19 protein-coding genes are annotated in these 19,472 nt (G+C 56.7%); 9 read left to right on the top strand and 10 right to left on the bottom strand.

All coding sequences use genetic code 11. The annotated features are described in order from the left end of the window. Positions 1-181: 181 nt before the first annotated feature. The 4 genes from E7738_RS19840 to E7738_RS19825 all read right to left on the bottom strand — a co-directional run bounded on the left by E7738_RS19840 (position 182) and on the right by E7738_RS19825 (position 5,602). The gene (locus tag E7738_RS19840) at positions 182-460 is read right to left on the bottom strand and encodes a hypothetical protein (protein ID WP_058770289.1); all 279 of its coding nucleotides are present in this window, start codon (positions 458-460) and stop codon (positions 182-184) included. Between the two features lie 176 nt (positions 461-636). Further along, a complete protein-coding gene (locus E7738_RS19835) occupies positions 637-2,574 on the bottom strand; it encodes a MacB family efflux pump subunit (protein WP_058776045.1) in 1,938 nt (645 codons plus the stop codon). Next, positions 2,571-3,746 carry an efflux RND transporter periplasmic adaptor subunit gene (locus E7738_RS19830; protein WP_058781100.1) on the bottom strand — a complete coding sequence of 392 codons (1,176 nt, stop codon included), beginning with the start codon at positions 3,744-3,746 and terminating at the stop codon, positions 2,571-2,573. Before E7738_RS19830 ends, E7738_RS19835 begins: the two co-directional genes overlap by 4 nt. Before the next feature lie 143 nt (positions 3,747-3,889). Continuing rightward, positions 3,890-5,602, bottom strand: coding sequence for an ABC-F family ATP-binding cassette domain-containing protein (locus tag E7738_RS19825; protein WP_394516536.1), 1,713 nt, complete (start codon positions 5,600-5,602; stop codon positions 3,890-3,892). A gap of 331 nt (positions 5,603-5,933) precedes the next feature. On the opposite strand from E7738_RS19825, the gene E7738_RS19820 reads away from it, so the two are divergent. After that, positions 5,934-6,152, top strand: a complete 219-nt coding sequence (locus E7738_RS19820) for a DUF7661 family protein (protein WP_058781102.1) — start codon at positions 5,934-5,936, stop codon at positions 6,150-6,152. A gap of 95 nt (positions 6,153-6,247) precedes the next feature. Here the strand turns inward: E7738_RS19820 and E7738_RS19815 are convergent, their stop codons facing one another. From E7738_RS19815 to E7738_RS19805, 3 genes are all read right to left on the bottom strand, one after another. Further along, the gene (locus E7738_RS19815; RefSeq protein WP_394516576.1) at positions 6,248-6,793 is read right to left on the bottom strand and encodes a GNAT family N-acetyltransferase; all 546 of its coding nucleotides are present in this window, start codon (positions 6,791-6,793) and stop codon (positions 6,248-6,250) included. A gap of 111 nt (positions 6,794-6,904) precedes the next feature. Continuing rightward, positions 6,905-7,435 carry an outer membrane lipoprotein Blc gene (gene blc, locus E7738_RS19810; RefSeq protein WP_394516535.1) on the bottom strand — a complete coding sequence of 177 codons (531 nt, stop codon included), beginning with the start codon at positions 7,433-7,435 and terminating at the stop codon, positions 6,905-6,907. Positions 7,436-7,533: 98 nt separating this feature from the next. Continuing rightward, a complete protein-coding gene (locus E7738_RS19805) occupies positions 7,534-8,229 on the bottom strand; it encodes a RipA family octameric membrane protein (RefSeq protein ID WP_136547308.1) in 696 nt (231 codons plus the stop codon). A 234-nt stretch (positions 8,230-8,463) separates the two neighbouring features. Between E7738_RS19805 and E7738_RS19800 the strand changes: the two genes are divergently transcribed. Next, the gene (locus tag E7738_RS19800; protein WP_394516534.1) at positions 8,464-9,327 is read left to right on the top strand and encodes a substrate-binding domain-containing protein; all 864 of its coding nucleotides are present in this window, start codon (positions 8,464-8,466) and stop codon (positions 9,325-9,327) included. Between the two features lie 172 nt (positions 9,328-9,499). After that, positions 9,500-10,927: an alpha,alpha-trehalose-phosphate synthase (UDP-forming) gene (locus E7738_RS19795; protein ID WP_394516533.1), complete on the top strand. Its 1,428-nt coding sequence runs from the start codon at positions 9,500-9,502 to the stop codon at positions 10,925-10,927. Between the two features lie 24 nt (positions 10,928-10,951). Here the strand turns inward: E7738_RS19795 and E7738_RS19790 are convergent, their stop codons facing one another. Then, positions 10,952-11,242, bottom strand: a complete 291-nt coding sequence (locus E7738_RS19790; RefSeq protein ID WP_021508990.1) for a hypothetical protein — start codon at positions 11,240-11,242, stop codon at positions 10,952-10,954. A gap of 305 nt (positions 11,243-11,547) precedes the next feature. Between E7738_RS19790 and E7738_RS19785 the strand changes: the two genes are divergently transcribed. After that, on the top strand, positions 11,548-11,931 hold the full coding sequence (locus E7738_RS19785) for a type II toxin-antitoxin system RelE/ParE family toxin (RefSeq protein ID WP_021508991.1): 384 nt from the start codon (positions 11,548-11,550) through the stop codon (positions 11,929-11,931). Further along, positions 11,924-12,250 (top strand): helix-turn-helix domain-containing protein, encoded by a 327-nt coding sequence (locus tag E7738_RS19780; RefSeq protein WP_021508992.1) that lies wholly within the window; start codon positions 11,924-11,926, stop codon positions 12,248-12,250. The genes E7738_RS19785 and E7738_RS19780 overlap by 8 nt, the downstream gene beginning before the upstream one ends. A 164-nt stretch (positions 12,251-12,414) precedes the next feature. Here E7738_RS19780 and E7738_RS19775 read toward each other — a convergent pair whose 3' ends face one another. Next, complete coding sequence (locus E7738_RS19775) at positions 12,415-13,314, bottom strand: LysR family transcriptional regulator (protein WP_141495895.1); 900 nt, start codon at positions 13,312-13,314, stop codon at positions 12,415-12,417. Positions 13,315-13,482: 168 nt separating this feature from the next. On the opposite strand from E7738_RS19775, the gene mgrA reads away from it, so the two are divergent. Further along, positions 13,483-14,517 carry an L-glyceraldehyde 3-phosphate reductase gene (gene mgrA / locus E7738_RS19770; protein ID WP_211726864.1) on the top strand — a complete coding sequence of 345 codons (1,035 nt, stop codon included), beginning with the start codon at positions 13,483-13,485 and terminating at the stop codon, positions 14,515-14,517. A gap of 27 nt (positions 14,518-14,544) precedes the next feature. Here the strand turns inward: mgrA and E7738_RS19765 are convergent, their stop codons facing one another. Further along, entirely contained in the window at positions 14,545-15,387 is an 843-nt protein-coding gene (locus E7738_RS19765) for an AraC family transcriptional regulator (RefSeq protein ID WP_394516575.1), read from the bottom strand. Between the two features lie 198 nt (positions 15,388-15,585). On the opposite strand from E7738_RS19765, the gene E7738_RS19760 reads away from it, so the two are divergent. The 3 genes from E7738_RS19760 to E7738_RS19750 all read left to right on the top strand — a co-directional run bounded on the left by E7738_RS19760 (position 15,586) and on the right by E7738_RS19750 (position 19,451). Beyond that, positions 15,586-16,620: an SDR family oxidoreductase gene (locus E7738_RS19760; protein WP_394516532.1), complete on the top strand. Its 1,035-nt coding sequence runs from the start codon at positions 15,586-15,588 to the stop codon at positions 16,618-16,620. A 90-nt stretch (positions 16,621-16,710) separates the two neighbouring features. Continuing rightward, positions 16,711-17,910 carry an FAD-dependent oxidoreductase gene (locus E7738_RS19755; protein ID WP_394516531.1) on the top strand — a complete coding sequence of 400 codons (1,200 nt, stop codon included), beginning with the start codon at positions 16,711-16,713 and terminating at the stop codon, positions 17,908-17,910. A 344-nt stretch (positions 17,911-18,254) separates the two neighbouring features. Then, complete coding sequence (locus E7738_RS19750; RefSeq protein ID WP_222952400.1) at positions 18,255-19,451, top strand: cupin domain-containing protein; 1,197 nt, start codon at positions 18,255-18,257, stop codon at positions 19,449-19,451. The last annotated feature ends 21 nt before the right edge of the window (positions 19,452-19,472 follow it).

Here is a 19,472-nt window from a genome sequence, read left to right as displayed (position 1 = left end):
CACGCCAGTTGTGGATAACTGCTTTAATATCAAACCGTCAGGCGATAAACGCTGAGTGGATGTCCCGAGATATCCGTCGGTTATTTTGTCAGAAATAAATCCGGTTGCGGCTAAATAAACGCGAAGCGGGTGAGTTTATTTCACCATTTCAAAACACATTACGTTTGCGTAATCTGCACCGTTATTTTTTCGCGTCGTCGTCAAAATGGCGAGAGGGAATCAGATTTTTCTCTTTATTAACCGGCGTTCTTTTCGACCGGCCTTTGTCCAGCAGGCAGTCGCGGCAACAGGCTATTTGCGGATGGTGGATACGCGCTACCGTCAGCGCCTGATGCACGGTATACAAAGAGCCGATAAAGCGCTTCTCTTCCTCAAATTCCAGTACGTAACAGCCTTTTTTATGCAATACCCAGCCGGCGTCCGGATCGTGACATAAATAAAAATAGTGCGGTTCTAACATAACTTACTCTCGGGCGAGTGATAGCCATCGAATAGATAATCGGTGATGTGTCTAAATTAGAGACGCATTCAGTCTACGCCGATGATGACCTGCGGGGCTAATTGATTTAATGACTTTCGGATTAGACCTGAAATGACCGGACCAGCATGAATAATGTGCCGGTCCGGTTGCTGATTTTATTCGCTGGCGAGCGCGGCGACCGGATCCATTCGTGCGGCTTTGCGCGCGGGCAGATAACCAAATATCATGCCGATAATGGTTGAGCAGGCAAACGCTGCGCCAGCCGATTGCCATGAGTAGATGGCGGTCAGCACGCCGCCAGCCAGCAGTGAAATGACCGGACCTATCACCAGAGACAGCGCCACGCCGAGCGATCCGCCCACCAGGCACACCAGCACCGCTTCAATCATAAACTGCTGCATAATGTCGCCGCGTCGCGCACCTACCGCCATGCGCACACCAATCTCGTGGGTGCGTTCGGTCACCGACACCAGCATGATGTTCATTACGCCAATACTGCCGATCATGAGCGCAATCGAAGCCACCAGTAAAATCAGCAGCGTCAGCGTGGCCGCCGCACCTTCTATCGCTTTACGATACTTGTCCCGGTTGAACATCAGGAAATCTTTGGTGCCGTGGCGCGCCGTCAGCAGCTGGGTGAGCGATTCCACCGCCGCACCGCTCACCACATCATCTTTAAGTTTAATACTGATACTGGTGAGCGCGGTCTGGCCGCTGATGCGGTACATCACCGTGCTCCACGGTAGCCAGACGCTGAGACGGTTGGGCGACAGACCGTCTTCATTATTGGCCACGCCAATAACCCGCACCGGCACCGATCCCAGCACAATCATTTTGCCAATCGGGCTCGGGCCCTGTTCGCCAAACAATTTATTGCGCGTGTTGATATCAATAATGACTTCCTGGCGCGCGTGCCGCTCATCGCTGAAGTTGCTGCCTTCCACCAGCTTAATGCCCTGAATGCGAAAATAGTCGACGCCCACGCCGGAAACTGAAGTTTTGGAGGCGTTGGCCAGGTAGCGAATGGGCTGCGTGGCGATGATTTCCGGACTGACGGCGGCGACAAACTGCTGGCGCGCAATCACATCGGCATCGGCCATCACCAGGGTTTGTACCGGATGCGCATCGTCCTCGACATAATCGCCCCCGGCATAGATAGAAACCACATTGGTACCAAGTCCGGAAATGCTCTCCAGCGTTTTTTCCCGCGCGCCCTGGCCCAGCGCCACCACGGTGACAACGGCGGCAATGCCAAAGATAATGCCGGTCATAGTCAGTGCGGTGCGCAGGCGGTGGGCGTTCATGGCATTCAGCGCCATGCGCAATGATTCGCGCAGCCGGTCAAGCAGGCCGCGGAATCTGCTCTGCCGCTTGCGTGGCGCTGGCGTAAAGCGCGTTTTTGCGGCCGTGGCAGCGCTGCCGCTGTCGGCAAAAATCTCGCCGTCCTGAATTTCAATGATGCGTTCCGCGTGCTGCGCCACTTTCATATCGTGGGTAACGATAATCACCGTGTGACCTTCGCGGTTCAGTTCGCTGAGGATGCGCAGCACTTCTTCACCGGAGTGCGAATCGAGCGCGCCGGTGGGCTCATCGGCGAGGATAATTTCGGCACCGTTGATCAGTGCACGCGCAATACTGACACGCTGCTGCTGGCCGCCTGACAGCTCGCCCGGCTTATGCTGTTCGCGCCCCTGTAATCCGAGCCGTGCCAGCAGCTGTGCGGCGCGCTGACGGCGTGCGGTGCCGGATAAGTTGGCATAAATCGCCGGTATTTCAACATTGCTCAGCGCGCTGAGATCCGGCATCAGGTGATAGCGCTGAAAGATGAAGCCGATGTGCTCGCGCCGCACTTGCGCCAGCGCATCGGGCGAGAGCGTGGCGGTATTTTTGCCGCCAATCAGGTAATCACCGCTGTCCGGCGCATCAAGGCAGCCAAGAATGTTCAGCAGCGTGGATTTGCCTGAGCCCGAGGGCCCGATGATCGCCACCATTTCGCCGCTGGCAATCTGCAGATTAATGTTTTTCAGCACCTGCAGGGATTGGGAACCATTGACGTAGCTGCGCTGAATGTTGTGCAGTTCGATGATATTCACATCACCACCTTGTCCGCGCCCGGCTGCTGCGTGGCAAGGATCACTTTTTCCCCTAAGCGCAGCCCGCTCAGCACCTGAATGTCAACGCTGTCGCTGATGCCGGTGGTGATGTAGCGCTTCTCTGGCTGATTATTTTGATCCGCGATTTCGACGTAAGTACGACCATCGCTGGCCTTTTTCGTGGCCTGTACCGGCACCAGCAGCGCGTTTTTCGCCTGGTCACGCAGCAGATTAACCTGCGCCGTCATGGAGATGCGCAGCGCATTATCCGGGTTCGGCACATCAAGCAGGGCGTTGTAATACACCGCCGCGTTCGTGCTGCTCACGGTATTGCTTTCGCTGTTGCCCATCAGCGCATCATCTTTCATCACCGACTCAGGGGCCAGTTCGATGCTGCGCAGCGTGGCGTTGTAGCGTTTATCCGGGTTGGCGAAGGTGGTAAACCACGCCTGCTGGCCGGGCTGAATATTGGTAATGTCCGCCTCGGAGATTTGCACTTTGATGGTCATGGTGCCGAGCTGCGCCAGTTTGGCGATGGTCGGGGCGCTCTGTACGGCGTTTACGGTCTGGCCCTGCTTCGTGACGATCGCCACCACCGTGCCGTCAATCGGTGCCATGATGCGCGTGTAGCCGAGATCGAGCTGCTTTTTATCCACTTCGATCTGCGCCTGAATCACCCGCGCCTGCTGCGCCGTCAGCTCTGCCTGGGCGATGCGCCACGCTTCGGCGGCGGTATCATAATCCTGACGGGAAACGGCATTGGTTTTAACCATCTGCTGCAGGCGCTGAAACTGTGCCTGCTGGCGTACCAGCGTAGCCTGACGGGTCTGTAAATCCGCCTGCGCCACGCTCAGCGCCGCCTGCGCATTACGCAGATCGCTGCGCTGCGGCTGATCATCGATTTCTGCGATCAGCTGGCCCTTACGTACGTTGTCGCCAGCTTTGATATACAGCTTTTTCACCTGACCGGAGACCTGCGCACCGACGTTAACGCGCTCAATCGCGTCCATTTTGCCGGTGGCGGCAATCACGTTTTCGATGTCGCCCTGGCGCACCGCGGCGGTCATCAGCGGATTGGGTTTACTGCGTGACGCCGAATACCCCCAGAGAACCAGAATCATCACCAGCGCAGTTAGCGCGGCAAACAGCCATTTTTTCGTCATTGTGTGCATCATCGTCCCTTAAATTTAGCGAGAATAATAATCACTAAGCGGGACAAACTGGAGAAAAATTCTGCGGAATTTTGTCAGCCGCAGGGGAGTGCGCCATCCCTGGCGCAGGTTGTGGGTTAGCGATACCCCGTCAGTCAATCCGTTCAGAGCAGATTCAGCTGTTGTTTCAGCTGCGCAATCTCCCTGCGCCACTGCTGCTGTTGCGCCGGTTTCTGATGCTTTGCCTTACGCGCTTCGTCCTGCTGCAGCTTTTCTTCCAGCACTAGCAGCGCCTGCAACAGCGCATCTTCATCGCCCGGGCGGTCATCGACGGCGGCAGCGGCAAGCGGGTAATCGACTGGCACATGGGCGGTGGCCAGCCTGGCGGTCACCTGCGGCCAGTCGTGCCACTCGCTCAGCTGCTGCTGTTCAATCAGCCAGAAGCGATTGCAGCTGCTGGCGATCAGGCTGCGGTCGTGAGACACCAGCAGCACCGCGCCGGCGAACTGCTGCAGCGCCTGCGCCAGCTCCTCTTTGCCTGCCATATCCAGATGGTTGGTCGGTTCATCCAGCAGCAGCAGCGAGTAGCGTGCCAGCGTCAGGCCGACAAACAGCAGGCGCGAGCGCTCACCACCGCTGAGTGAGGCAACCTTCTGCTGATGGCGCAGCCAGGGAAAGCCTGCGCTAATCAGCGCCATTTTGCACTGCTCATCGCTCAGCGCAGCGAAACCGTGTAGCGCTGCGCTTAACGTCTGGTCGTCACGCAACTGTTGCAGGCTCTGGTCGTAATAGCCGACGCGGGCGCGCGGATGAAACAGCGGGTTGTCGCCTTGCTGCCAGCTGTGCCACAGCTGGCGCAGCAGTGAGGATTTGCCGCAGCCGTTGTGGCCGACAATCGCGATGCGATCGCCACTTTTCACCTGCAGCGCGGGCAGGGAAAAAAGGGTCGGCGCCCCGGCAGCAGGCTGAATCGACATCGGCGGCAGCGCCAGCACGCGATCCGCCTGCAGCGCTTCGCCCTGTAACTGCAGCTGCCACGGACTGCCGGCGCTGAGCGTGGTCTGCGCGGCTTTCAGCCAGTCGATGCGCTTCTCCATCTGTTTCGCTTTACGCGCCAGACCTTCGTTGTCATAGGTCCGACCCCAGATCGCCAGCCGTTTTGCGCTGCTCTCAACCCGGGCAATCTCCTGCTGCTGTGCCTGGTGGCGCTGCGCATCGGCTTCATCCTGCTGCGCCAGCGCCTCGCGGGCGGCCGTGCAGGGCAGACGGAAAACATGCAGCGTGCGATCGCGCAGGATTGCGCTGCAGTTGGTGACGCGGTCCAGCAGCGCGCTGTCGTGGGACACCAGCACAAAGCTGCCCTGCCAGCCGATCAGAAAATTCTCCAGCCACAGCAGGGTCGGCAGATCGAGATGGTTACCCGGTTCGTCCAGCAACAGTAAATCGGGCTGCAGAATCAGCGCGCGCGCCAGCAATAGTCGCATATGCTGTCCGCCGCTCAGCGTCGCCGCGGTTTGTGACTGCTGCGCTGTGCTGAAACCCAGCGTATGCAGCAGCGCCTCGGCACGCCAGCGCTCGCTGCTGCGCTGTGCTGCGGGCAGCCGGGCGATAACGCCATCCAGCAATGAGGCCTCAAGTAACATTTCCGGCAGGTGTTGTTCGATGCGCGCCAGCAGACAGTGGCTCGCTGGCGTGACGCTGCCGTGACTGGCGGCCAGTTCACCGCTGAGAATTTTCAGCAGGGTACTTTTACCGCTGCCGTTGTCGCCAATCAGACCGATGCGGTCGCCTTTTTTCAGGCTGAAATCCAGGGAATGGAAAAGCGGGCCAAAGGCATTGTCGAAGCCGACGGCGTGTGCGGAAAGGAGTGTGCTCATCTACTTACTCTCAAGTTGCAGGCGCAAAAAAGCCTGACGTCAGAATTTCGCTGACGACAACCCGGTAAGCCGGAGAGAAGGGATTAGATTGTAAGAACTTCGCTCAGGCGGATTATCGCAGCACGAGTGCGGTAAAACCTGAGCGGGTCCAGTCACCATAGAAGTGTGAGTAAACAAACAGTTCACACGACGGCATTGAGATCCTCCTTAGTTATCAGCAGGTGAATAAGTCAGCCGATAATAGTGGCGGTGTGCGGCTTTTTCCAGCGATTTGTATCGGCGCTGGTATAGTATGGCGTCAGAGCCTGATAGATATCACAGGAGATTGAATATGTTGATTTATGACGTTTTTGGCCGGCACATTGGCGTTCTGCGCAAGGAGGATGCCTGGCAGGTATTTCGCGCCGACGTGACAGAAAGAAAATTCTCACGAATGTTTGATATCGCTATTCCAGACGATATGCCAGAAGACGAAATTGCAGGCTGGCTGGGTGATATCTTTCATGAAGCTGCAACTGAGCATCATCCCGATGTGAAACGCATCGAATAAAAAAACGTGGTTAAATTATTGAAGTTTGCCTAAGGCACAAAGCGGACTATGCCCAGGCCCATGTCCGCTATGAGCGAGGAGCTGACGTAAAGTGTTTATGCAATCAACGGCTTCCACTCTCTTTTGAGCAGTGCAAAAATCAAGGTATCGTCATATTGCTTTTTATCATCATCCCGTGCGAAAGCGACAAATTCTTTGAAACAGCCCTCCTGACGCATACCAAGGCGAGCACAAAGCTTCTGAGAAGCTAAATTGTAGTCTTCCACGTAGGCATAAAGACGTCTGGCTTCTTTGTCAGAAAATAGGTACTGAAATAGTGCCGCGACGGATTCTGTCGCATAACCTTTGCCTTCGTACCGCTTGTTAAAATGCCATCCTACTGACCAGGTGTTAGTGTCAATCTCTTCACTATTATCGGCAAAAAGATGACCAATCAATTCATCAGTTTCTTTCAGGCAGACAGCAAACTGGCTTGTATCACTCGATCGTCTATTAACCTCTTCTGATGCCTCTGCGAGAGAGTCAAGTTTCTCCTCCTGAAAACAAGGTGTGCGAGGTAAAGACAGGTAATCAAAAAGTGCAGGCGCATCTTTGTCTTCGAATGTACGGATAATGAGTCGCGGTGTCGTCGTGAAAATCATGAAAACCTTTTTATCATTAGATGTTAAATGGATTGGTGGAGGAGGCAGACCTTCGTTTACCGCCAGCATGATAGCTGTCGCCCCGGAGGCATCACCCAGCGTTGCACCCTCTTATCGTGACTGATTCACCCAAATCAGTTGATCGATTGCGAAGCCCAGTTGCTGGGCATAGGCGAGATAACGCTGTTTGACTTCAGCCGGAATGGTGGGCTGACGCGACAGAATCCACAGATACCCCCGGTTCGGCCCGGCGACCAGTGCATACTGATAATCTTCATCCAGCGCGATCACGTTATAACCACCGTAAAAAGGTCCGAAGAACGAGACCTTTAGCGCGGCGACGTCAGGTTTGCCGGTGAAGTAAGCTTTGCCTTCGCTCTCGCTCCACGCTTTTTTCTCCGGATCGTAACCGCGATTCAGCACGCTGATACCGCCGTCGCTGCGTTTGCCGTAGGTGGCGGTCACATGATCTTTACCGCGTTCGAAACGGTGATCGAGGCGGGCAATTTCATACCAGGTACCGAGATAGCGATCGGCATTGAAGTGAGTGATGGGCTGCACCCCTTTAGGTGGCGTCGGGGATTTACAGGCGACCAGAGTAACAGACAGCGCCGTAATGGCGACTAACGGCCAGATTTTCATCGCAACTCCTTTATATCTCTCAAAATCCTGTCTGAAGTATAGATAAGGATAGCGAAACCGGCGCGGCGCAAAACCTTACGCCGCTGCCGGTCTGTCGATTAACGGCGTTTCTCAACCTCATCTTCTGGCGGAATCAGCGGCTCATCGATAGCGATCGATTTGCCGGATTTCAGCAGCTGAATATCCAGAATCACGTAGGTCATGGTGGTGATAAACAGTGAGATCACACTGCCAATCACGCCGCTGGTGGTGAAGGTGAAGTAGTTGTACATCACCACCCAGGTGAGGCAGATAAACATCGCCAGCGCCACGGTAATCGCCGACTGCGAGTAATGCGTGGTGCGCGCCCCCATTTCATTAATCTGCAGACTCAGGTTGCAGCCGCTGTATTTTTCCAGCAGCACGATAGTGTGATCCCAGTTGTGCAGGCGGCGTGCGCTGCCGCGCGCGGCGAACAGAAACAGCAGCGACAGGAACAGACCAGAGAAGGCGATCAGGACCGGTACCGCTTCCAGCGCATAGGCAATGCTTTTATGGCTCGACGCTTGTGCGACCGCGCTCAAATCCAGCGTCAGCGAGCAGCCCAGTGCGCCATACAGGAACACAAACAGCAGCAGATAGAGCGCGTTGCGTTTCCAGTCGAGCTCTGCTTCATGATTTCTCTGTAACCGCGCATCCTGCAACGCCTGTTGCAGGCGCAGTTGTTCGTCAGACGTGGAATCGATACTGGCGATCTCCTCGCCCAGTAAGCGGTGAATAAAAGGCTGATCGGCCTGATCGAGGGTGATGCGCATAAATTTTCCGCTAGCAAAATATTCGTGGCGTCAGTGTAACGTAAAACGAAGCTCACCGGGCGTCCGGTGCAGCGGCTGCGCATTTTGCCGCCGTCAACACGCACCGGGTGAAGGGGGAGCGCAGCAATCCTTCGCATCCACCGATTGGCGATATCTGATTATTCGGGTAACGTGGAATTTCATACTAATACGTCAAAATTTTTCCCGTACCCTACGTAACAGGAGAGGTCAGTTATGTCCGTCCATTCGCCGCTCATCGGCATTGTCAGCGATGATGTCAGTCATCCGCACAGTATGCACATGCACAAAGAAGTCACGCGTCAGCTCAGTGCGCGTGATCGGCTGCCGGTGCTGCTGTGCGCCGCTACGCGCGAGGATTTTCAGGCCGCGCTGCGGAACGCGGCGTCGCTGCCACTGGGCGGACTGCTGTTCCTGAGCTCGCCGTTTCAGGATGCGCAGGAGATCGCCGCGCACCTGCTGCCGTCGCTGCGCGCGGTGCATTTGTGCCCGAACGACAGCGCGGGCGCTGATGTGGTGGTTGCCGATGCGTATCACGCCGGGCAGCAGCTTGGCGCACTGCTGCTGTCGCAGGGACACCAGCGTTTGGGCGCTATGCAGGTGCAGGCAAGTGACACGCCGCCGCGCCAGGTGCAGGGGTTTATTGCCAGCCTGCAGGCGGAAGATAAGACGCTGCACGCAGCACTGCACGCCGGTGCCCTTCACCGTGAGCAGGCTTATCAGGCGATGATGGCTTATCTGAAGAAAACCCGTGCGGCAGAACGCATCAATGCATTGATGTGCGAATACGACGAGCTGGCCTTTGGCGCACTGCAGGCCGTGCGCGACTTCGGTCAGGGCGCGCATATCGCCGTAGTGGGCTTTGATGATGCTGACGAGGCGCGCGGCTCCACATGGCACCTGAGCAGCTGGGCACCGCGCCGTGATTTACTGGTGACGGAAGCCCTGAACCGGCTGCTGGATCAGCGTCCGGACCACAGCCGCGCCTGGCAGCAGGGTGAGTTGCAGGTGCGCCATTCGCATCACGGCAAATATGTGCCTGGCGAAATGTCGCAGTGCGGCTGCGCCATCCGTCACTGATCGCTGCAAGCCTTTCCCCTTTGGCGCCGGGCTGATTTCCACACACTGGCGCTGATCTTTGCCGGATTTTTATATCCGCGCAGGTTTTCTTTACGCCTTTTTTATATTGCCGGCGGTTAAATCAGCGCAGCAGGCGGCACTGTGGCGCGCCTTAACCTCAAAGGGAAATATCATGCCCGGCACTATTCTGGTCACACATAATCAGCATCAGTCTTCCACGCTGGCAGCCATTTACGATCGCCTGATGGCGCGACGCGGTGGCCTCTGGGTCTGCTGGGATGGACAACGTACCGTCGCTGCGCAGGAAGCGGCGCGCACGCTTAGCTTTCAGCAGGGTAATGAATACGACAGGCTGCAGTTTGCGCTGACGCGCGCAGAATACGAAGAGGGCTATCACGGCTACGTACATCAGGGGTTGTGGCCGGTGTTTCACCAGCGTCCGGACCTGGCACGTTTCACCAGCGCCAGCTTCCAGGCCTATCGCCAGCTGAATGCGGCTTATGCTCACGCCATCGCTGAATATGCCATGCCGGACGATGTGATCTGGCTGCAGGATTATCACTTCATCCCAACGGTGAAAATGCTGCGTGATACCGGCTTAACTAACCGCATCGGTTTGTTTTTACATCAGCCGTTTCCGTCCGGTCAGCTGTTCGAAGCGATCCCTGACTGGCGCAGCCTGGCAGAATCGCTGCTGTGCTGTGACCTGATTGGCTTCCAGACCGCGCAGGATATGAATAACTTTCTGCTGTGGCTGGAGAGCGAGTTTCGCGCTGAACGCTTAGGCAGGAACCGTCTGCGCGTGCACGGTCACATTATCACCACTGGCGTGTTTCCGGTCGGGATCGATCTGGCTGAGGTTCAGGCATTACTCGAGAGTAACAGCTGCCAGTATATGGAGCAGCAGAGCCGCGAACATTTGCCGGCCAACACGGTGCTGAGCGGCGGTCATCTCGACGACAGCGCAGGTCTGCCGTATCGCATCAGCGCGCTGGAAGTGCTGCTACGCCATCACCCCGACTATGCGGGCAACATGATGTTATTGCAGCTGGCTTCTGCTGCCAGCGGTCACCCGCACCGGCAGCAGGCAATCAGCCACAATCTGGAAAATCTGTGCGGTGAGGTTAATGGCGTGCACGGTATGCTCAACTGGTATCCGGTCAGCTATCTCAACCACGATTATCGCCGTGAGGAGCTGGCCGGGCTGTATCGCGCGTCGCGGGTGGCGCTGGTGACGCCACTGATGGCGGGCATGAGCCTGATGGCGAAAATGTATGCTGCGCTGCAGGATCCGGCGAATCCCGGCGTGCTGATTCTGTCGCAGTTCGCGGGTGCGGCCGAACAGATGGATGGCGCGCTGATCGTTAATCCTTACGATCCGGATGCAATGGCGGATGCCATCCATACGGCGTTGCGGCTGCCGCTCAGCGACCGTCAGAACCGTCATGCGCGCTTGCTGAATAATCTGCACCGCTATGATTGTCACTGGTGGGCCGACAGCTTCCTCGCCCTGTTAATGGATGAGCCGCAGCCGGAGAGTGTGCAGCTGTCTAGCCGTCACCTGTCGGGCGCAGGCATAAGCGGGCGGTTACGTTATTGATAAGCAGACTGGGGCAGAGCGGGGCTAATGTCGGGTGTTTTTGCCCGTATTATCACGGTTGCGAAAAATATGGGTCACGTTATCGCTACCTTTTAACGCCACCGCTTCGCCCTGAGGCGCACTTTTGCTGTTCTGCACTTCAGCAATCGCATAGCGAAACGCCCGCTGGCGTGCTGGATCGGTTTCTGAGGCCGCCATCGCGCGCAGTTTTTCCAGCAGTGCGAGGGTGGTTACCGGTCCGGCTTGTTTTAACAATTGCAGCACGGCATCGCCCATGACAATGTCGGCCAGTTTTTCATCTTCACTTCTATACATAAAAGCTCTCAGTATCCGCGTTGCGTTTAGCATTGCCTGGTGCAGGTAAACCAAAGCCTAATCAACGACTGATAGTGTCGCTCTTCCTCTGTCGGAAATGTGTGACCTGCTGAGCGAAATTTTTCCCCGACAGCACCCTTAAACTTATACAACAAAAGCGCTTCTGTACAGGCGGGAGTGTCATCCCTTTCACTATTTAGCGCTTTAATGCGCGCTGGCGTTGCAGGTTGCTATTGTACTTAGTAGCATAGGTGGTTCAGGCAAGGACAAGGACAGTCCTCTTCTTCATAAAGCAGGGAAACAGCATGGCCATTTATGTATTGAAGCCCTTCGACCGAAATTTCAAAGGTGACATGATTGCGGACATCAAGCTCTGTCTGGCTGCCCGCGAATTGATTGCCGGACAGTATGAGGCCAGCCTGGGGGGTGGTGTTTATAAAAAACGTATTCCGCTCGGCGCCGGCAAAAGCGGCGGAGCCAGAGCGATTGTCGCGTTCAAATCGCAAAAACACCTGTTTTTTGTGAACGGTTACGCTAAATCGACCACGAAGAGTGGCATTCGTGAGATTAAAGAGGATGAGCTTAATCTCTACAGGCAGGTAGCCAGTCAACTGTTTGCCATGACGACTGAGCAGGAAAGAGCAGCGATAAAGGCGAGAAAAATGCGAGAGGTAATATGCGATGGTTGATCATCTAAAAGATCTGCAGGAAATCGCGCATGATTTTAACCCGCTGGGGGTGATTAGCGATGAGCTTACCGAAAAAATCGATTCACGTGTCAGATTACGTGAGCTGCGTACTTCTCTGCCGGTTTTACAACTGATGTCAGGCGAGGCTATCCGTCAGTTACGTGAGCGTCATGGTCTGAGTCAGGCCATGTTAGCCGCCTATATTGGCCTGTCTCCGGCCACCGTGGTGAAATGGGAGCGCGAGGAGAAAAAGCCAAATGGCGCTGCGCTGCGCCTGCTTAACCTCATTGATAGAAAGGGTCTTGAGGTATTGCGTTAATCATTTTTTGCGGCCACAGCATAACGTGGCCTGACATTGCGTGACACAACGAATTTGTCGTGACGCCGCAGCCAAAATCACGCTGTGACGCCGGGCTGAAGTGATGAAAAACAGGCATAGATCTTTGCCTGTTAGTATCTATCCCGCCGTTACCCGCCCCGGCGCTAATCGCTGCTGCCCAGAATATCCATAAACTCCTGCACTGGCCGGTCGTAGACGTTCATACTGCCGGGACGATCGCTGAGCCAGGCCACAGCCAATTCCCAGCACATATCAACGTCGCTGATGCGGCAATAATGCAGCGTCGTGCTGCGCGCTTTCACTACCTGTTCGGGCAGCAGGGCAATCCCCATATTGCGCTCCACCAGACTCAGTAAAGTTTCCAGATCGCTCACTTCAAACGTCACTTTGCGGCTCAGCCCCTGCAGGGCAAAACTATTGTCATTCACCTTGCGCGTGCCCTGGCCGGCTTCGAAATCGATAAACGACTGCTGCGCCAGGTGTGCCATGGTGACGTCCGGCTGCATCGCGGTGAACCCGGCATAATCGGCGGCAAACGCTACCACGATTTCATCGCAGGCGATGATGCGCGACGACAGCCGGTCGGAGACTTCCTCCACCGGCATAATCGCCAGATCGATCTGCTGATCGTGCACTTTTGCGTTGAGCTTCGCCGATGATCCCTGACACAGCTTGACGTCAAAATCCGGAAAGCGACGAATAAAGGTTTCCAGTAATTGCGGCAGATCGATAAATGGCGGCACGCTTTGCACCGTGCCAATCGACAGGGTTCCGGTCTTAAGCGCCACGATCGCCGCCACTTCCTGCGACGCTTTTTCGACAAAGGCGCCGATGGTTCTGGCGTAATCAAGAAACACTTTCCCGGCCATGGTCAGGCGCACCTGGCGAGTGGAGCGGATAAAAAGCGGCGTGCCCAGTTCTTCCTCCAGCTGTTTGATCGAGGTGGACAAGGCCGATTGCACAATATGCATACTCTGTGCGGCGCGGGTGAAATTTTCATGTTCCGCCACGGCGATGAAGTGCCGCATCTGGCGCAATTCCATCAGTTATCTCCATAAAAGATGAATTTAATCACAATAATGAATTTTACAGATTAACGATACGCGGTAAAAATTTGTCCGGCAATCGCCTGTTCGCCGCACGGTTTTGCAGGAAATCAGGGTACGTCTTCTGCCCACCAGCACGGCGGCATTTAATGAGAGGAATCTGTTATGAGTTATGTTGCATCGCCAGCGCGTTATCAGACCAACATGCAGTACCGTAAAACCGGCAAAAGTGGCCTGGTGCTGCCGCTGATCTCGCTGGGGCTATGGCAGAATTTTGGCGGCGTTGACGTGTTTGAGACCGGCAGAGCGATCCTGCGCCACGCGTTTGATAACGGCATTACCCATTTCGACCTGGCGAATAACTACGGGCCGCCAGCGGGATCGGCTGAAGAGAACTTTGGTCGCTGGCTGGCGCAGGATTTTGCCCCATATCGTGATGAACTGATTATCTCCAGCAAAGCGGGCTGGGATATGTGGCCGGGTCCGTATGGTGGCCCGACCGGCACCCGTAAGCATCTGATTGCCAGCTGTGATAACAGCCTGCGCCGCATGGGGCTGGATTATGTCGATATCTTCTACAGCCATCGCGTCGATCCGAATACACCGCTGGAAGAAACCATGGGCGCGTTGGTACAGCTGCATCGTCAGGGCAAGGCGCTGTATGTCGGCATCTCTTCCCATTCGCCAGAGCTGACGCGTCAGGCCGCTGCGATTCTGGCCGATGAGAAAGTGCCGCTGTTTATTCATCAGCCCAATTATTCGATGCTAAACCGCACTATTGAGCACGGGCTGCTCGATACGCTGGCGGAGCTCGGCAGCGGTTGCATTGCTTTTTCACCGCTGGCACAGGGCATGCTAACCAATAAATATCTCAACGGCGTACCGCAGGGCGCGCGCGCCGGCGGCAGCGATCCGCGTCTTTCTGCCATGCTCAGCGAAGAGAACCTGGCAAAAATTCGTGCGCTTAACGCGATTGCTGAAGCGCGCGGTCAGACGCTGGCGCAGATGGCGATCGCCTGGGCGCTGCGTGATGAGCGGGTCACTTCTGCGCTGATTGGTGCCCGCACGGTTGATCAGTTAAGCGATTCCCTGCGCGCGCTGGACAACCTGACCTTTACGGCACAGGAGCTGGCGGAGATTGATCGCTACGCCACCGAAGGCGGGGTGGATATGTGGCGCGTCTCTTCTCAACTTAAATAATGCCGGCGCCGCGCAACGCGGCGCGCTTTATCGCTGCGCCTGCTGTAACCGCACGGCGCGGCGAAATGCATTGGGTGACTGACCCGTTTCACGCTTAAAAGCATGGCTGAAGGCGCTCTCTGAGGCGTAACCCAGCGTCTGCGCTACCACGGCCACCGCCTCATTTTCCTCCTGCAACGCACGCTCCGCCAGCCGCATGCGCCACGCCGTCAGATAGGCTATCGGCGTGATGCCGACCACCTGGCGAAAATATTGGGCAAAACGGGTGCGCGACATGGCACAGGCACGCGCCAGCTCGTCCAGATGCCAGTTGCGCGCCGGATCGCCATGCAGCCGCTGTAACGCCGGTGCCAATCGCGCATCGTTCAGCGCCCGCAGCCAGCTGGCGGGCAGTGCGCTGCTGGTTTGCAAATGCGCCCGCAGAATCTGGATGAACAGCAGTTGTGCCAGCTGGGCCGTTGCCAGCTGCGATCCCGGCTGGACATGCTGGCCTTCCTGCACCAGTTGATCCAGCACCCAGCGGAATGACGCCGCCTGCGGTGACGCTGCCGGCACCTGAATCCAGGGAGGTAATACGTGGGTCAGTAAACGACCACTGGCAGGATCAAGCAGTACATGGCCACCGATATGGACAAAATCATCACCGCTGCCAATCGGCGCATGGCCTTTTCCTGCGCCATAAAACACGCTCATGGCGTCAACCGGCGGCTCGTCCGGATGGCTGGTCAGCACGAAGGCGCGTTTAGCGCTCAGCAAGCCGACGTCGCCGGTGGCAAAATGAAACGGTTCAGGTTCGCCCTCCAGTATGACCCAGCAACTGCCTTTGATAATGGCGAAGAATTTAATTTTATCGGGCGCAGGGAAACGCAGCGCCTAGCGTCCGCCTGCGGTAAAACCGCCGGTCAGCAATGATTCAGCGCGAACGAATCGCAGAATGTCGGAAAAGGGATCAAGGCTCATTTCTGTACTATCACGCAAGTAAAGTGCATTTAAAAGCATTCAAAATCCGCCCTCCGCCGCTTAACGTAGAGCGCGTCGAATGAACGATGCTTGTGATGAGGAAGAAAAATGAGTAATGAAAAGGTTCTGGTTACCGGCGGCAGCGGGTTTATCGCTCAGTACTGCATTATTGCGCTGCTGCAGCAGGGCTATCAGGTGCGAACCACCTTACGTGATGCCGAACGTGAAGCTGAAGTCAGGGCGCATCTGTTGCAGGCCGGGGTGGACGCAGGCGAGGCGCTGCAATTCGTCGTTGCCGATTTAACGGCAGACGCGGGCTGGGAAGACGCGGTGGCAGGCTGTCGCTTCGTGCTGCATGGCGCTTCTCCCACCCCGACCGGCAACCAGGTAAGCGAAGCTAACTGGGTGAATCCGGCGATTGAAGGAAATCTGCGCGTATTGCGCGCCGCGCGCGATGCAGGCGTTAAACGTGTGGTGCTGACCTCGGCGTTTGGCGCGGTCGGTATCGGACATCCAGCGGACTATCCGCGCCCCTTTACCGAGCGCGACTGGAGCGATGTCAGCGGCGATGTGTGGCCGTATCAGAAATCGAAAACCCTGGCGGAACGCGCCGCCTGGCAGTTTATCGCTGAGCAGGGTAACGGTCTGGAACTGGCCACGGTGAACCCGGTGTCGGTGCTGGGGCCGGTGCTGGGTGCCGACTATTCACATTCGATTCGCATTGTGAAGGAGCTACTGGAGGGGCAGCCAGGCTGTCCTGACATCAATTCATGTTTTGTTGATGTGCGTGACGTGGCCAGTCTGCACGTGCTGGCGATGACCCACGCCGCCGCGCAGGGGCAGCGCTTCCTTGCCAGTTCGGGGCACAGCCTGCCGCTTATTGAGGTGGCGCGCACGCTCAAAACCCATCTGGCAGCAGAAGCAGAGAAGGTTTCGCTGCAGCCAATGAGTGACGCCATGGTGCGGGCGGCGGCAGCGCAAAATCCGCTGATGACGGGAATGGTAAAACTGCTGGGCGTTGATATGAACGTCAGCGCCGCTAAAGCTGGCTGGCTGCTGAACTGGCATCCGCGCAGTCCGCAGGAGGCCATTCTTGCCACCGCGCGCAGCCTGATTGCGCTGGGGCTGGTAGCAAACCACTAGTCTGACTGCGGCATTTATCATCACCCTGGTGACGCGCAGATGCTATATAAATGATAACAATTATCATATATAGCGATTGATGAGGATATCATGCCGTCTCCACAGGTGATAAACGCCGACTGCTGTATCGTCGGCGGCGGTCCGGCCGGCTTAATGCTGGCCTATTTACTGACGCGCGCCGGCCTGCGCGCGGTCGTGATTGAGAAGCACGCCGATTTTCTGCGCGATTTTCGCGGCGACACCATTCATCCCTCAACCCTGGAGATCATGCACCAGCTGGGTCTGCTCGACGCGCTGCTGGCGCTGCCGCATCAGCGCGCGGAGAAGTTACAGGCGGAAGTAGGCGGGCAGGAGATCACCATGGCCGATTTCTCCCGTCTGCCGTTGCGCTGCCGTTTTATCGCCTTCATGCCGCAGTGGGACTTCCTCACTTTCCTCGCCGCCCAGGCGGCGCACTATCCCGGTTTCACGCTGCTGCAATCCACCGGTTTTGACGATTTTCACTATCAGGACGGCGTAATCGCAGGCGTGAAAACGTTACAAGGTCACGCAATTCACGCGCCGCTGGTAATAGGCGCTGATGGCCGTTGCTCGGCGGTGCGGCAGAAAGCCGGGCTGGTGGGTAAAAGCTTCGGTGCTCCACGCGATGTGGTGTGGTTCCGGCTGGATAAACAGCCGGACGACCCTGAGCTGGGGATGGGCCACAAGGGGCCGAAGCAAAACTTCATTGTCATTGACCGCGGCGAATACTGGCAGTGTGGATTCACCATTCAGAAAGGCGAATTCGAGGCGCTGAAGCAGGCCGGGCTCGACGCGCTGAAAAACCGCATGGCAGAGGTTGCGCCGTTCAGCGTGGCGCGCATGGCGCAGCTGCAGGAGTGGCAGCAGCTGAGTCTGTTATCCATCCGTATCGATCGGCTGGACAAATGGATGAAGCCCGGCGTGCTGTGCATTGGCGATGCCGCACATGCGATGTCACCGATTGGCGGCGTGGGCGTGAACCTGGCGATTCAGGACGCGGTGGCCGCCGCCAATTATCTGACGCGGCCGTTGCAAAACGGCACGCTCACGCTGCGCGATTTGGAGAACGTGCAGCGGCGGCGGCAGTTTCCGACCGTGGCGACGCAATTCCTGCAGATCAAAATGAGCAGCGGCAAGCGCCCGCGCACCACGCCCAGTAAGGTTCCGCAGCTCATCAGCCGCTATCCGTTTTTACGTCATCTGTTTGGCCGATTGATTGGTATGGGCTTCCGCCCGGAACGGCCACGTCTCGCCGGAGAAAAAACGTAGCCGGGTAATTATTGCAATTGCGATGCTTTTGTAACATTAAATTAACTTTTGCGGCGAGCTATCATTAAAAAAATTGCTTAATCAGGGAGGTGATTTAATCACTTTGTGCCTTATTTGTCGGCTGATATAACCTGAACGTCAACGCGATCTCAACGAAGCGCAAATGGCGTGAGGCGGGTGAATAGCGGTATTACGCGATGATAAAGGTTTTCTATTGATTTCAGCGGTGACACAAGGTTGGCGAAATCCACAGTTTGATTATGGTTAAGGGGCGTGACACAAACCATAAGAAACTGAGGAAGACGGCAGGTATGAAACTGGAAAACTTATCTCGCAGAAGCTTTATGGCCTTCGCGGCTGGTGGCACCGTGGCGCTGGCGGCCGGCAAGGTCCATGCCCACGACGGCAAGGTGGCGACTTATCCGGCGAATGATCCCAACCATCCGCGCGACCCTGGCCCGCACGATCCGGTGCGCGAAGCGCTGAATCCGGATCTGGTCGATCCGCCAGCAACCGACAGCGGCACATTACCCAACCTGCGCTTTTCGTTTAGCGATGCGCACGTGCGCAAGGGCAGCGGCGGCTGGACGCGCCAGGTGACGCAGCGCGAACTGGGCATTTCCACCACCATTGCTGGCGTCGATATGCGGCTGGATAAGGGGGGCATCCGCGAACTGCACTGGCACAAAGAGGGCGAGTGGGCCTACATGCTGTACGGCAATGCGCGCATCACCGCGCTGGATACCGCAGGTGGCTGGTTTGTCGATGACGTCGGCGTGGGCGATTTATGGTATTTCCCGCCGGGCGTGCCGCACTCAATTCAGGGCCTCGGGCCGGACGGCTGCGAATTCCTGCTGGCCTTCGACAATGGCAATTTCGATGAAGACAGTACCTTTCTGCTCAGCGACTGGTTCAAACATATCCCGCCCGAAGTGCTGGCAAAAAACTTTGGCGTGCCGGCTGAGGTGTTTAACACGCTGCCCTCGCCGGAAGAGGAGTACATCTTTGCCGGGCAGGCACCGGACGGCGCGGCGGCTTCGGCGGTGAGCGGCGGGGTGAAATCGAAGCAGGTCTTCTCGCATAAAATGCTGGCGCAGAAGCCGTTGACGCTGCCGGGCGGCACGGTACGCATTACTGATTCCAGTAATTTTACGGTATCGAAAACCATCGCCGCCGCGCTGGTGGAACTGGCCCCCGGCGCGATGCGCGAACTGCACTGGCATCCCAATAACGACGAATGGCAATACTATCTGGAAGGTCAGGGGCGGATGGGCGTGTTTGCCTCGTCGGGTCAGGCGCGTACGTTTGACTTCCGCGCCGGTGATGTCGGCTATGTGCCCTTTGCCATGGGTCACTATATCGAAAACACGGGTGACAAGCCGCTGCGCTTTCTGGAACTGTTTAAAAGCGATTATTACGCGGATATTTCGCTTAACCAGTGGCTGGCCAGCACGCCGCCAGCGCTGGTGCGCCAGCATCTGCATCTCAGCGACACCTTTATGAATGCGCTGCAGCAGGAGAAGCATCCGGTAGTGAAATAGCCCGTGGCCACGCGCAGCCGG

This window comes from Pantoea sp. SGAir0430 (genome assembly GCF_043549295.1).
Note: the sequence above shows the minus strand (reverse complement) of the source record. Positions and strands in the feature narration are given on the sequence as shown.